This is a genomic window from Sphaerisporangium sp. NPDC088356, assembly GCF_040685555.1.
Classification (GTDB): domain Bacteria; phylum Actinomycetota; class Actinomycetes; order Streptosporangiales; family Streptosporangiaceae; genus Sphaerisporangium.
The window spans coordinates 22,894-35,401 of sequence record NZ_JBFBIK010000075.1 but is presented as its reverse complement, the minus strand read 5'-3'; the positions used below and the strand labels follow the sequence as shown (position 1 = coordinate 35,401).

Genomic DNA, 12,508 nt, shown 5'->3' with positions numbered 1-12,508 from the left:
CGATCACGACCGTTTGGTTCTCACGGACGAGACCAGTGGTGAGCTTGTGCAGGAAATCCCGCCGCCGGTCGGCGATCCGGGCGTACACCTTGGCGACGCGGAGCTTCGCCTTGCCCCGGTTCGCGGAGCCCTTGGCCTTGCGGGCCAGTGCCTCGTGGCGGAGCTGATCGCGGCCACGTCCGGGCTGGGCTACCGGATCACCCGGGCCCAGCGGTTCCTGCAGACCGACCGCATCTTCGCGATCCTCGTGGTCATCGGCCTGATCGGGCTGACCATCGACATCACCCTGCGCCTGGTGCGCGCACGCGTCGGGAGGTGGGCCGCGTGACGTTGCGGCTGGAGGGGGTCGGCAAGGAGTTCACGCCGGGCGTCCCGGTGCTGGCCGGCCTCGACCTCACGATCGCGCCCGGGGAGTTCGTCTGCGTCGTGGGCGCCAGCGGATCCGGCAAGAGCACCCTGCTCTCGCTGATCGCCGGGCTCACGCCGCCGACCACCGGCCGGGTGCTCCTCGACGGGAACGAGGTGACCGGCCCCGGCCCCGAGCGGGGGCTGGTGTTCCAGACGGCGTCCCTCTACCCGTGGCGCAGCGTGGCGCGGAACGTCGCCTTCGGGCTGGAGTCGCTCGGCATCTCCCGAGCCCGGCGCGAGGAGCGGGTCGGGCGGCTGCTCGACGAGGTGGGGCTCGGTGACCTCGCCACCGCCCTGCCGGGGCGGCTGTCGGGCGGCCAGCAGCAGCGCGTCGCCATCGCCAGGGCGCTCGCCTGCTCGCCGCGCGTGCTGCTGCTCGACGAGCCGTTCGGCGCCCTGGACGTGCAGACCAAGGAGGACATGCAGCTCCTGATCCGCCAGGTGTGGCTCGACGTCTCGACGACTGTGATCATGGTCACGCACGACGTCGAGGAGGCGGTCTTCCTCGGGCAGAGGGTGCTCGTCCTGTCCTGCGATCCCGGCAGGACGCCCGTGACCTCCCCGTCGGCCTCCCCTCGGCCCGCTCGCTGGAGGACAAGCGCTCGGCGGAGTTCCTCGCCCTGCGGTCGGAGGTCGAGGACCTGGTCCGTGCCGAGCACCGCGCCCATCAAGCACGCGTGTAGGTTCGGCTAGGCAAGGACCTCGATATTGAAGGGATGATCGCAATGGCGACGACACGTACCGCGACGACCCAGTGGAAGGGCGCGCTGCTCGACGGCTCGGGCACCGTCTCGCTCGACACCTCGGGGGTCGGGACGTTCGACGTCTCGTGGCCCTCGCGCGCCGAGCAGGCCAATGGCAAGACCAGCCCCGAGGAGCTCATCGCGGCTGCCCACTCCTCCTGCTTCTCGATGGCCCTCTCGCACGGGCTCGCCCAGGCGGGCACGCCGCCGCAGCAGGTCGAGACCAAGGCGGACGTGACCTTCCAGCCGGGCGAGGGCATCACGGGCATCGTTCTGTCCGTACGGGCCCAGGTCCCCGGCATCTCGGCTGCGGACTTCCAGACCGCCGCCGAGACCGCCAAGGCCAACTGCCCGGTCAGCAAGGCTCTCGCGGGCACCACGATCACGCTGAACGCCGAGCTGATCGGCTGATGACCCGTCCCGGCCCCCGCGTGCGACGTCACGCGGGGGCCGTTTCGTGCGTGCTTCGTCTGGCTTGTACCGTTTACTGGGTGTTTGCGTGTTATATACAGATTTATCGGTTACGTGTAGGTTGTTGCCACGCTGGCGGGTGCGATCCACGGTCTGTTCGATCAGTACCCCTAGCGGGCCAAAAGATCTGGTAAATCAGACCCGCGGCCCTAATATCGACAGTAGAGCCGGGACGTAAGCATCCAGGGACGCGGCAACGGAGCCCTGACCAGAGAGGAGCTGACGGGGCACCGGGTCACGACAGGAAACACGACGCGATCGAGCTGCACCGCGGACCGTTCCCACGACCACAATGAGGCTACATGCGTGAGGTCTGGCCTGGAGAGCCGTACCCGTTGGGCGCCACCTGGGATGGAGCCGGTACGAGCTTCGCACTCTTCTCCGAGGTCGCCGAGCGGGTCGAGCTCTGCCTTTTCGACGACTCCGGCGAAGAGACCCGCATCGATCTCCCCGAGGTCGACGGCTTCGTCTGGCACGGCTACCTCCCCGGCGTCATGCCCGGCCAGCGGTACGGCTACCGCGTGCACGGGCCGTACGACCCCGCGAGGGGGCACCACTGCGATCCCAGCAAGCTGCTGCTCGACCCGTACGCCAAGGCGATCGAGGGCGACGTGCACTGGGACCGGTCGCTGTTCTCCTACCAGTTCACCGACCCCGGGCAGCGCAACACCGACGACAGCGCCCCGCACATGCCGAAGAACGTCGTCGTCAACCCCTTCTTCGACTGGGGCAACGACCGCCCGCCCCGCACGCCGTACCACGAGACCGTGATCTACGAGGCGCACGTGCGCGGGCTCACCATGCGCCATCCGGACGTGCCCGAGGAGCAGCGCGGCACCTACGCGGGGCTCGCCCACCCGTCGGTGATCCAGCACCTGCTCAGCATGGGCGTGACGGCGGTGGAGCTCATGCCGGTGCACCAGTTCGTGCCCGAGCACGCGATGGTGGCCCGTGGCCTCACCAACTACTGGGGCTACAACACGATCTCCTTCCTGGCCCCGCACAACGCCTACTCGAGCGCGGGACAGCGCGGCGGGCAGGTGCCGGAGTTCAAGTCGATGGTCAAGAGCCTGCACGCGGCGGGCATCGAGGTCATCCTCGACGTGGTCTACAACCACACCGCCGAGGGCGACCACATGGGGCCGATGCTTGCCTACCGGGGCATAGACAACGCCTCCTACTACCGGCTGCTCGACACCGACCGCCGGCTCATGCTCGACTACACCGGCTGCGGCAACTCCCTGAACGTCCGCTCACCCCACGCGCTGCAGCTCATCATGGACTCGCTGCGCTACTGGGTCATGGAGATGCACGTCGACGGCTTCCGGTTCGACCTGGCCGCCGCCCTGGCCCGCGAGCTGCACGACGTCGACCGGCTGTCGTCGTTCTTCGACCTGATCCAGCAGGATCCGGTGATCTCCCAGGTCAAGCTGATCGCCGAGCCGTGGGACGTCGGCCCGGGCGGCTACCAGGTGGGCAACTTCCCGCCGCTGTGGACCGAGTGGAACGGCAAGTACCGCGACAGCGTCCGCGACTTCTGGCGGGGCAGCCAGTCGGTGCTGCCCGAGTTCGCCTCCCGCCTCACGGGCTCCTCCGACCTGTACGCCACGAGCGGGCGCCGGCCCGTCGCCTCGATCAACTTCGTCACCTGCCACGACGGGTTCACGCTGACCGACCTGGTCTCCTACGACCACAAGCACAACGAGGCGAACGCCGAGAACAACCGCGACGGCACCGACGACAACCGCTCATGGAACTGCGGCGCCGAGGGGCCGGTCGAGGACCCGGCCATCGTGATGCTGCGCCGCCGGCAGCGCCGCAACTTCCTGACCACCCTGTTCGTGTCCCAGGGCGTGCCGATGCTGCTCCACGGCGACGAGCTCGGCCGCACGCAGCACGGCAACAACAACGCCTACTGCCAGGACAACGAGATCTCGTGGGTCGACTGGTCCCTGCTCGGGTCCGAGTCCGACCTGCTCGACTTCATCCGCACGATGGCCAGGCTCCGCAGGAAGCACCCGGTCTTCCGCCGCCGCCGCTTCTTCCTCGGGCGCATGCTGGAGGGCGACGTCCGCGACATCGTGTGGCTCACGCCGTCCGGCGAGGAGATGACCTCGGGCGATTGGCACAGCGGCTTCGGCAAGGCGATGGCCGTGTTCCTCAACGGCGAGGCGATCAGCGAGCCCGGCCCCCGTGGCGAGCGCATCAGCGACGACTCGTTCCTGCTGCTGGTGAACGGCCACCACGAGAACATCACCTTCACCCTGCCCGGCCCCGAGTACGGCCCGGGCTGGCAGCCCGTCCTCGACACCAACGACGAGGGCCCCTACGACGACCGTCCCGCGGCCGAGACCCACGAACCCGGCAAACCCGTCACGGTCACCAACCGCTCCATGCAGATCCTCCGCTCAACGGCGAGAGGCTGACGGCCCGTAAAAGGTCTTCCAGCGACCGGTAAAACGCCCACCCGGCACCCATCGCCGTGGGCACCCACTTGCTGCCCACCCAACCCCATACACGACACGCAACCCGCCACCACCCTCATCAGCTCTGACGGCGTGGCCCCGTCATCTCAGCCCCGAGGCGGCCACCGTCGGCGTCCAGGCGGAGACCGTGCATGGGAACGTCAATGTGTACCAGCTTTCACCCGGTGCCGTGCCCCAGGAGAAATTCGAGGTAGGCGTCCGTTATCTGCGCGGCGGCATGCCTGCGAACGCGAGGGAGCACATCGGCGAAGCCGTGATGGACGGCTACGTGAAGGGTGTGTCCAGTTAACGGCTCTGTCGCAGAAAACCGTACAGTCCCCGGCGTCGCAACCGGTTCCGGGACGGGATTACCTCGTGAGGGGCTCCACCCCGAGGAGGGCTGCGGTTTTGGTGTAGACGGTTCGGGCGAGAGCGTCGTTCAGGGCCAGCCGCGAGGGGGTGTCCGGCTGGGACTCGCTGAAGAATCCGCCGCTGGGGCGCGGTGCGGGCGAGGCGCTGGCGAGCCAGACTGGGGTCTGCACGCCTTCGTCCGGGGTGATGGCGAACGGACGGAACAGCGGGGCGGTCAGCCGCATCAGACCGCCGGCGTTGCTGTTCATCCCGGTGCCCTTGACCATGCCGGGATTGGCGTTGTACAGGCTTATGCCGTCAGGCAGGCGGTGTGCGAGTTCTCGCGCGGCCAGGAGGCTGACGAGTTTGCTCGTCGCGTAGACGTTGATCTGGTTGTAGAAGCGCTTGCTCCACGATGTTCCCGCGACATCCGGATCGGTGGCATCGAGCCTGCCACGCTTTTCCACGAACGAGGACATGTTGATGATCCGCGCTTCGTGCGTGAGTACTCCCTCGGCTAAGAGGGCGTGGGTGAGCAAGAACGGGGCGTGGTGATTGAGTGCGTAGGTGCGCTCCACGCCGTCCGGCGTCTGCTCGTACTGGGGGAAAGCCGCCCCTGCGTTGTTGATGAGGACGTCCACCGGGTGTCTGTCGGCGGCCAGTTTGGCTGCCAGTGCCTGTACCTGCGACCACTGTTCCAGGTCAGCGGTGTACGTCCTCGGCGGTGCCGCGTCACTGCCCTCCGGGGCCAGGCCGCGCAGGCTGTCGGCGGCGGCCCGGGTGCGCGTCGCGTCCCGGCCGACGAGGACGACGCTCTGACCGGCCTTGATCAGGTGGCGTGCCGTCACAAGGCCCAGGCCCGAGGATCCGCCCGTGATGACCGCGGTCTTGCTGCTCACTGCTGCTCCTTTTTCACGGTGCCCTTGACTCTGGCGGCCTCACCTGTCATGCGGGGGCCGTCGATCACTTCGCGGAGAAGCGCGTGCAGGCGCAGCCTGCTCTCGTGGTCGAGGAGGGCGAAGGGTGAGTGCTCGGTGGTGTGCTGGATGACGCGATCGCGCAGCGCGCATCCCTCGGGGGTGAGCTGGATGACTTTCGCGCGGCGGTCGATGGGGTGAGGCACACGGCGGACCAGGCCGCGCTTCTCCAGCCGGTCAATCATCGACGTGGCGGTTGAGGCGTCGCACTGCAAGAGTTCGGCCAGACGGCGCGCGGTCATCTCCTGCCCGCGACTCAGCCTCCACAGCGCATCGGCCTGAGTGTCAGTCAGCCCCGCGTCCCGGGCCAGCTCCTTGAGCTCGGCGTGCACCTGGGTGCGGATCGCGAACAGGCAGTCGTATAGCTCTTCGGTCAGCTGCCGATCATCCATGCCCCCCACAGTACATGGATAATCCAATTATTTGAAAGTCCATGTACTTGTAAGGCCCTCCCGCCGTGGTGGCGGGCTGGCCCACCGTGACGCTCAAGCCACCCCGCCCTGTCGGCTCCTGGATGCAGTGGCCCGACTCCTAGAAACGACCCCGATCTGCTCATCCCCACCGGCCGCGGCAAGGGATAGAGCCCCAGCCTCTCCAACATCTACCGAGCGCTCGCCGAGCAGGAGAAGGCTCGGGCGTACCCGGAGGCCGTCGAGACCGCGCACGCCGACTTAGCCGCCCTCCAGCGGAGTTACCTCCCCGAGTCTCCCCTAAGCGCACTGTCAATGCGCACATACGGAGCGTTGCGGCGGGAGGCAAGGCGGTTGCGCGCACTACAAGCGCCGCAACGCCGTACGGCCCAAAACGCCCACCCGTCACCCATTGCCGTGGGCACCCACCGGCTGCCCACCCAACCCATCCACCCACCAAACGGCGCGCAGTGTGGATACCGCTCTCACGTGCTCGGCGGCGGTGCAGGGGAGATCATCGCTCGCAGGTGTTCACGAGCCTGCCGTATCTCCGGGGCGGCATTCGTTTGCGACGCCTTGAGGATCTCGCCCACGCGCTTGTTCACTCTTCCCGAGGTGACGAACGGAAGCGCTCGGGCCAATTTGTGCATCCGATCGGCGGCCAGGGAAAGATCAGACGCACGCATAGCCGTCTGGACTTGCCGGCCCAGATACTGCGCCCGGAACAGAGGTGACCATTGCCCGATCGCCTCGGCCGCCTCGCTCAGCAACGTCCCGGCTTCCCCGTATGCATGAAGATGGCCGAGACCTATGGCCACGTCGCCCACCAAGGCGGCTTCCCCGAAGGGCGAGAGACCTCCGACATTGAGGGCGTGATCAAGGATGTCCCGGGATGCCGTTTCCTGCCCGGGGATGAACGCCAGTGACCGTCCCAGTCTCATGCTCAGGGAGGCCCGCTGGCCGTTGGTGATATCGGTCATCTGCAGCCCGCGCTGCGCATAGGTGACGCCTCTGGCATGGTCCCCCCGATCGAGACTCACCCGGCTCAACGTGTCGTACGCACGAGCCTGGCTCTCGTGGTCGCCGGCCCGTCGCGCGAGTTCGAGCGCGAGACCCCCGACGCGGTCGGCCTGGACCAGAGACCCCGCGTCATACAGGACCAGCGTCACCTGGTCCGCGAGTTGGGATGCCGCCGTTTGCAGGGCCTTGTCGCGGACAGTGTCGTGAAGAACCTGCTCGATACGCCGGGCATGCCCCAGCGCGGAGGAAACAAGCGGGATCCCACCAAGTTCGTACCGATTCCGGGCAAGCGATGCGGCCAAAGTATGCACATAATCGGCGTCTTGATAAGGATTAGCCCGAGTAGACGGCACAAAGACCACCGATGCGGCAGCCGCCAGGAATTCCCTGCGTTCCACAGACTCCTCCATTTTGGGCGATATACGAACTTCCCAGCCCACGCGCGCGAGTAGGCCGATGGCCCTGGCCATACCGGTGTCCTTTTGTCCTCGGGACACCTCGGAAACCCACGCCTGGGAAACCCCCAGCTCACGCGCAAGTTCGACCTGTGTCCACCCTTGCTGTTCCATGATCGCTTTTAGGGCTTCGGGAAAAGTCCGCACTTCCACGAAACGAGCGTATCGCTTTAAGCGATGGCCCTGCCAGATCATTATCGCCCTGAGCGATGAATCACTTAAGCGTTTCCTTATCGCTCCAAGCGATCGTTCAACTGGCACTTTTGCGAACCGATCGGAACGATGAGGAGCAGGAGACGGCAAACGCCTGAGTGAGTGGGGAGAGCGTTGTTATGCCAGTGACGCAAAGCGATTCAGATGAACCAATCAGCTATTCTGCGCCATGTCGGGCGGACACCATCTCTCCGGATGTGGGACAGGCCGAGCAGGCGACGACCGGGACCCTGTTGGGGGTCATCGATCTGGTCGGTTCTCCTGAGTCGGTTTCTCTGGCGCGGGAGTTTGTCAGAAGGAAGCTCGGTGACGGGCATCCGGCGCTGGATGACGTGACGCTGCTGGTCTCCGAGGTCGTCACCAACGCGGTCGTCCATTCGGACTCCAAGAACGGCGGGAAGGTCACGCTCGCGCTCGCCGACTGCTACGACCTCGTACACGTCGACGTGGCCGACGCCGGGAGCCGGACGGCTCCCCGGGTCTGCGGGGGCATCCTCTCCGAAGGAGGACGGGGCCTCATGCTCGTCGACCTCGTCTCCGACCGCTGGGACGTACACGACGACGACACCGGCCGGACGGTGTGGTTCGAGGTCGGATACCGACGCGAGACCCCCCGTGCGGCGCTCCCGTTCCCGGCCCCCCGCCAGCCCACATGACGTACGCCCAGAACCGAGGGGGTGTCCGTCCGAGATCACCGGAACGCCTCGCCCTGCGGTGATCTCGTGGATGGTCGCTGACAGTAGGTGTCAGGGATCGGTGGTTAGCGTCGCGCCATGGACAACAACTTCGACTTCTTCGTCGGCGACTGGACATCCCGGCAGCGGCGCCTGCGCAAGGTGCTCGCCGGTAGCAGCGACTGGTACGAGTTTCCGGGCGTCACCAAGTGCTGGAGTGTCCTGGACGGCGCCGGCAACATCGACGAGGTCACGTTCGCGACGCAAGGATTCAGCGGCGTGACGCTGCGGTTGTACGACGAGGCGACCGAGGATTGGTCGCTGTACTGGGCGAGCAGCAACACGGGCATCTCGCTGCCGCCGGTGGCCGGCCGCTTCGGCGACGACGGGCGGGGCGTGTTCACCTGCGACGACGTGTACGGCGGCATCCCGATCAAGGTGAGCTACATCTGGTCGGAGATCACCGCGGTGTCGTGCCGGTGGGAGCAGGCGTTCTCCGCCGACGGCGGCCTGACCTGGGAGACCAACTGGACCGCAGAGTTCACCCGTACTCCCTGACCGGCACGTGGACGCGACGGGTGGTCCGGCAGAGTGAGCCCGCCGCTCCCGGCCCACGGCGGAGGCTGCATGCCCGTGGTGGCGGCTACATGGTGGTGGCGGCGAGGAGGATCAGGATGAAGGTGAGGATTCCGGCGAGGCCGTGGAGGATCACGGGGAGGACGGGGAAGCCTTGTTCGGCGTCGCGGGCGTGCCGGCCGCCTCCCAGCCAGCGGGTGAACATCACGAAGCCGAGCAGGGTGGCGAGGCAGAGCAGTCCCAGTGACAGCCAGATGTAGCCGCGCCGGGCGGTGAGGACGAAGGCCGCCCAGGCGGCGAGCGAGGTCACCCCGAGCGCCGGATGCATGATGATCAGGACGCTCGGGTAGCGGGTCACCTTGGTCCTCTGCCGGCGCAGTCCTCCTCCTGCCAGCCACAGGCACAGCAGGTAGATCCCGAACCCGGTGGTGACGAGCCACACCGCGGCAGTGACCACTCGCACCAATGTCCTCCCGACCTCCGGAGATCTTCTTCCCCACCTACATCTCCGGATGACCGCGTAACGCTACGCTTGCCATACCTCACATGTCGCTAATATGCCGAAGCGTTACTTCGAGGACGGCCGATCCCCGCTCGCGTGCGGGGCACCGACCCTGTGCCAAGGTAGAGAGCGTGCGACGCATCCTTCCCAGCTCAGCGGACGACGTCGACCTCGCCGAGGCCTACGCGTACCCCCAAGGCGAGTGGCTGCGCCTCAACATGGTCGCCGGCGTCGACGGGGGCGCCTGGCTGAAGGGCCTTTCCGAGGGCCTGTCCGGCAAGGGCGACCGCCGCGTCTTCGGAGTGCTGCGCGGCCTGGCCGACGTGGTGGTGGCCGGCGCCGCGACGGTACGCACCGAGGGGTACGGCCCGGCCCGCCCGCGCGCCTCGTGGGGGGAGCTGCGCCGGGGACGGCCGCTCGTCCCGCCCATCGCCGTCATCACGCGGCGGCTCGACCTCGACCTCGCCGGCCCCCTGTTCACCGAGGCGGAGCCGTACGCCAGGACGATCGTGATCACGACGGCGCGCGCGCCCAAGGACCGGCGCGACGAGGCCGAAAGGCACGCCGAGGTGATCGTCGCGGGCGACGAGCGGGTCGACCTCTCCCTCGCCGTGGCGGCGCTGCGCGAGCGCGGGCTGGGCAAGGTGCTCTGCGAGGGCGGCCCGCGCGTCAACGCGCAGATGGCGGCGGCCGGGCTGGTGGACGAGCTCTGCCTGACGATCAGCCCGCTGCTGGCGGGCGGCGACGCGGCCCGCATCCTCAACGGCCCGGCCGCCAACATCCGGCTGAGCCTCTCACACGTCCTGGAGGAAGAAGGCTTCCTCTTCTGCAAGTACACCCGGGAGAAGGAATGAACCTTCCCGCCCAGCCGAACCTCCCGCCCGAGATGAGCCTTCCGGTCGCTCCGCCCGTGGCGCCGATGCTGGCCAAGGCCATCAAGGAGCTGCCGTCCCAGGACGGCACCCTGCTCTACGAGCCCAAGTGGGACGGTTTCCGCTGCATCGTGTTCCGCGACGGCGACGAGGTCTACCTCGGCAGCCGCAACGAGCGCCCGTTCAACCGGTACTTCCCCGAGCTGATCGAGGCGGTGAAGCGAGAGCTGCCCGAGCGCTGCGTGGTCGACGGCGAGATCGTGCTGCGACGCGGCCAGATCCTCGACTTCGACGCCCTCCAGCAGCGCATCCACCCCGCGGCCTCACGGGTGAGGCTGCTGGCGGAGCAGACCCCGGCGTCGTTCGTCGCGTTCGACCTGCTAGCCATCGGCGACGAGAGCCTGCTGGAGACCCCGTTCGGAGAGCGCCGCGCGCGTCTGGTCGACGCCCTCGCGGGAGCGGGCGACCGGGTACGGCTGACGCCCGTCACCGACGGCGACGAGCGGGCGGGCGAGTGGTTCGAGATGTTCGAGGGAGCCGGGCTCGACGGCATCGTGGTCAAGCGCACCACCCAGCCGTACGAACCCGACCGGCGCACGATGTTCAAGGTCAAGCACGAGCGCACGGCCGACTGCGTGGTGGCGGGATACCGCGAGCACAAGTCAGGCCCGGTGGTCGGGTCCCTGCTGCTCGGGCTGTACGACTCGGCGGGCGTGCTGCACCACGTGGGCGTGGCGGCGTCGTTCCCCATGAAGCGCCGGGCCGAGCTGATCGACGAGTTGAAGCCGTACCTGCTGACCGACCTCGGCGACCACCCCTGGAGCTCCTGGATGTCGCAGGACGAGAGCACCACCCAGCGCATGCCGGGCGCGATCTCCCGCTGGAGCGCCGGCAAGAACCTCGCGTTCATCCCGCTCAGCCCCAAGCTGGTGGTGGAGGTGGCCTACGACCACATGGAGGGCAACCGGTTCCGGCACACCGCCCAGTTCCGCCGGTGGCGCACCGACCGCACGCCCGAGTCGTGCGACTACGAGCAGCTGGAGCATCCCGTCGGCTACAACCTGGACGACATCCTCGCCCGCTGAGCACGCCGCGCGCCCGTGGCGAAGCGGCGGAAGGGACATGGGCGGCAGACCCATGTCCCTTCCTTCATGACCAGGCGTATCGGCTTGGTCCGGTCGCCGGATCAGTACCCCCTCACCGAATTACTCTCGGACCTGTAGTGCTCGCTCCGGCTCTCCGACCGCTCGTGGTGGCTGCGCACCTCCGACCGCTCGCGCTCGCTGGGCCTTTCCATCCGATCGCGCTCCCTGAGCCTCTCCGACCGCTCGCGCTCGCTGGGCCTTTCCATCCGATCGCGCTCCCTGAGCCTCTCCGACCGCTCGCGTTCGCTGGGCCTCTGCATCCGATCGCGCTCCCTGAGCTTCTCGGACCGCTCACGGTCGGCGCGCACCTCCGACCTCTCCCGCTCCAGGCGCCTCTGCGACCGCTCGAGGTCCCTGCGCATCTCCGACCGCTCCCGTTCCATGCGCTTCTCGGACCGCTCACGGTCGGCGCGCACCTCCGACCTCTCCCGCTCCAAGCGCCTCTCCGACCGCTCACGGTCGGCGCGCATCTCCGACTGCTGGCGCTCTCTGCGCTTCTCGGACCGGTCGCGGTCCCCGTCATCGCGTGGCATGACGCGGAATCCGGGTGCCGTCGCCGGCGTGCTCTGCTCGGCGCCGGCGACCACCGCCGTCGCGGGGCGTGGTGCGGCGGAGGCCTGGGCGGCTCCGGTGGTCCAGAGCGCGAGCGAGAGGAACGCCGGACCAAGCAGCATCACCGATCGCTTGCCTACCATGGCCGACTCCTTTCCATGTCCGGGCCACCCTTAATGATCGTCGACGGTCCCAGGTGGCCGCTCTTGGCGTCGAACCACATGGTTTCCGGGGGCGCGCCACCGCGCCGTGACACCGACGTGACGAGGGATGAGGCCACTCCCCTTCCGTCGGGCGGGATCCGCTTCCACTCCGGACATATCACTCTTTTCGAGGGGACTAACGCCCTCAATGGTGAGCCACCGCGCGCAGGCCGGCCACGAGCGCACGGCCGACTTCCGGTCGGTTCGGACATCACGATCGAGGCCCCCGCCGCCCGCCTAAGCTCTGCCACGGCGCCGGCCACGGGGAAGGCCATGCGCTGAGCCGCCGAAGGGACATGGGCGGTAACCCATGTCCCTTGTCCTGTGACCAGTCGTATCCGCTCAGGTCCGCTGGTACCAGGTCAATGCCTCCTCATCTGCGACCGGCCGCGCCGCTAGAACCTGTCGCGATCGTCCCGCATCTCCGACCGGTCACGCCGCTCGGACCTGCCGCGATCGTCGCGCATCCGG

12 protein-coding genes and 1 pseudogene are annotated in these 12,508 nt (G+C 67.9%); 7 read left to right on the top strand and 6 right to left on the bottom strand.

The window, feature by feature from the left end; translation table 11 throughout:
* Positions 1-151 (bottom strand): annotated as a pseudogene (locus AB0O34_RS24715) (transposase); the annotation flags it as partial.
* 173 nt (positions 152-324) lie between these two features.
* On the opposite strand from AB0O34_RS24715, the gene AB0O34_RS24710 reads away from it, so the two are divergent.
* From AB0O34_RS24710 to glgX, 3 genes are all read left to right on the top strand, one after another.
* The gene (locus AB0O34_RS24710) at positions 325-1,101 is read left to right on the top strand and encodes an ABC transporter ATP-binding protein (RefSeq protein ID WP_363919084.1); all 777 of its coding nucleotides are present in this window, start codon (positions 325-327) and stop codon (positions 1,099-1,101) included.
* A 32-nt stretch (positions 1,102-1,133) separates the two neighbouring features.
* On the top strand, positions 1,134-1,562 hold the full coding sequence (locus AB0O34_RS24705) for an OsmC family protein (protein ID WP_363919082.1): 429 nt from the start codon (positions 1,134-1,136) through the stop codon (positions 1,560-1,562).
* A gap of 362 nt (positions 1,563-1,924) precedes the next feature.
* The gene (gene glgX, locus AB0O34_RS24700) at positions 1,925-4,048 is read left to right on the top strand and encodes a glycogen debranching protein GlgX (RefSeq protein WP_363919080.1); all 2,124 of its coding nucleotides are present in this window, start codon (positions 1,925-1,927) and stop codon (positions 4,046-4,048) included.
* Between the two features lie 407 nt (positions 4,049-4,455).
* Here the strand turns inward: glgX and AB0O34_RS24695 are convergent, their stop codons facing one another.
* From AB0O34_RS24695 to AB0O34_RS24685, 3 genes are all read right to left on the bottom strand, one after another.
* Positions 4,456-5,337, bottom strand: a complete 882-nt coding sequence (locus tag AB0O34_RS24695) for an SDR family NAD(P)-dependent oxidoreductase (protein WP_363919078.1) — start codon at positions 5,335-5,337, stop codon at positions 4,456-4,458.
* Positions 5,334-5,807 (bottom strand): MarR family transcriptional regulator, encoded by a 474-nt coding sequence (locus AB0O34_RS24690; RefSeq protein ID WP_363919090.1) that lies wholly within the window; start codon positions 5,805-5,807, stop codon positions 5,334-5,336. The genes AB0O34_RS24695 and AB0O34_RS24690 overlap by 4 nt, the downstream gene beginning before the upstream one ends.
* Positions 5,808-6,310: 503 nt before the next feature.
* Complete coding sequence (locus AB0O34_RS24685) at positions 6,311-7,495, bottom strand: helix-turn-helix transcriptional regulator (RefSeq protein WP_363919076.1); 1,185 nt, start codon at positions 7,493-7,495, stop codon at positions 6,311-6,313.
* Positions 7,496-7,632: 137 nt separating this feature from the next.
* Here AB0O34_RS24685 and AB0O34_RS24680 point away from each other — a divergent pair, with 137 nt between their 5' ends.
* Positions 7,633-8,169, top strand: a complete 537-nt coding sequence (locus AB0O34_RS24680) for an ATP-binding protein (RefSeq protein WP_363919074.1) — start codon at positions 7,633-7,635, stop codon at positions 8,167-8,169.
* A 117-nt stretch (positions 8,170-8,286) separates the two neighbouring features.
* Positions 8,287-8,745, top strand: a complete 459-nt coding sequence (locus tag AB0O34_RS24675) for a hypothetical protein (RefSeq protein WP_363919072.1) — start codon at positions 8,287-8,289, stop codon at positions 8,743-8,745.
* Between the two features lie 85 nt (positions 8,746-8,830).
* Here the strand turns inward: AB0O34_RS24675 and AB0O34_RS24670 are convergent, their stop codons facing one another.
* Positions 8,831-9,226, bottom strand: coding sequence for a hypothetical protein (locus tag AB0O34_RS24670; RefSeq protein ID WP_363919070.1), 396 nt, complete (start codon positions 9,224-9,226; stop codon positions 8,831-8,833).
* 170 nt (positions 9,227-9,396) lie between these two features.
* On the opposite strand from AB0O34_RS24670, the gene AB0O34_RS24665 reads away from it, so the two are divergent.
* Together AB0O34_RS24665 and AB0O34_RS24660 are read left to right on the top strand one after the other, a co-directional pair.
* Positions 9,397-10,119: a pyrimidine reductase family protein gene (locus AB0O34_RS24665; RefSeq protein ID WP_363919068.1), complete on the top strand. Its 723-nt coding sequence runs from the start codon at positions 9,397-9,399 to the stop codon at positions 10,117-10,119.
* Positions 10,120-10,151: 32 nt separating this feature from the next.
* Positions 10,152-11,222, top strand: a complete 1,071-nt coding sequence (locus tag AB0O34_RS24660; RefSeq protein ID WP_363919088.1) for an ATP-dependent DNA ligase — start codon at positions 10,152-10,154, stop codon at positions 11,220-11,222.
* A 101-nt stretch (positions 11,223-11,323) separates the two neighbouring features.
* Here the strand turns inward: AB0O34_RS24660 and AB0O34_RS24655 are convergent, their stop codons facing one another.
* Positions 11,324-11,977, bottom strand: a complete 654-nt coding sequence (locus AB0O34_RS24655; protein ID WP_363919066.1) for a hypothetical protein — start codon at positions 11,975-11,977, stop codon at positions 11,324-11,326.
* Positions 11,978-12,508 lie beyond the last annotated feature (531 nt).

Bases quoted from the DNA above. Each gene is read 5' to 3' on its own strand.
- AB0O34_RS24705 (WP_363919082.1), top strand. From the start codon at position 1,134: ATGGCGACGACACGTACCGCGACGACCCAGTGGAAGGGCGCGCTGCTC.
- glgX (WP_363919080.1), top strand. From the start codon at position 1,925: ATGCGTGAGGTCTGGCCTGGAGAGCCGTACCCGTTGGGCGCCACCTGG.
- AB0O34_RS24690 (WP_363919090.1), bottom strand. From the start codon at position 5,807: ATGGATGATCGGCAGCTGACCGAAGAGCTATACGACTGCCTGTTCGCG.
- AB0O34_RS24685 (WP_363919076.1), bottom strand. From the start codon at position 7,495: ATGATCTGGCAGGGCCATCGCTTAAAGCGATACGCTCGTTTCGTGGAA.
- AB0O34_RS24680 (WP_363919074.1), top strand. From the start codon at position 7,633: ATGCCAGTGACGCAAAGCGATTCAGATGAACCAATCAGCTATTCTGCG.
- AB0O34_RS24675 (WP_363919072.1), top strand. From the start codon at position 8,287: ATGGACAACAACTTCGACTTCTTCGTCGGCGACTGGACATCCCGGCAG.
- AB0O34_RS24660 (WP_363919088.1), top strand. From the start codon at position 10,152: ATGAGCCTTCCGGTCGCTCCGCCCGTGGCGCCGATGCTGGCCAAGGCC.
- AB0O34_RS24655 (WP_363919066.1), bottom strand. From the start codon at position 11,977: ATGGTAGGCAAGCGATCGGTGATGCTGCTTGGTCCGGCGTTCCTCTCG.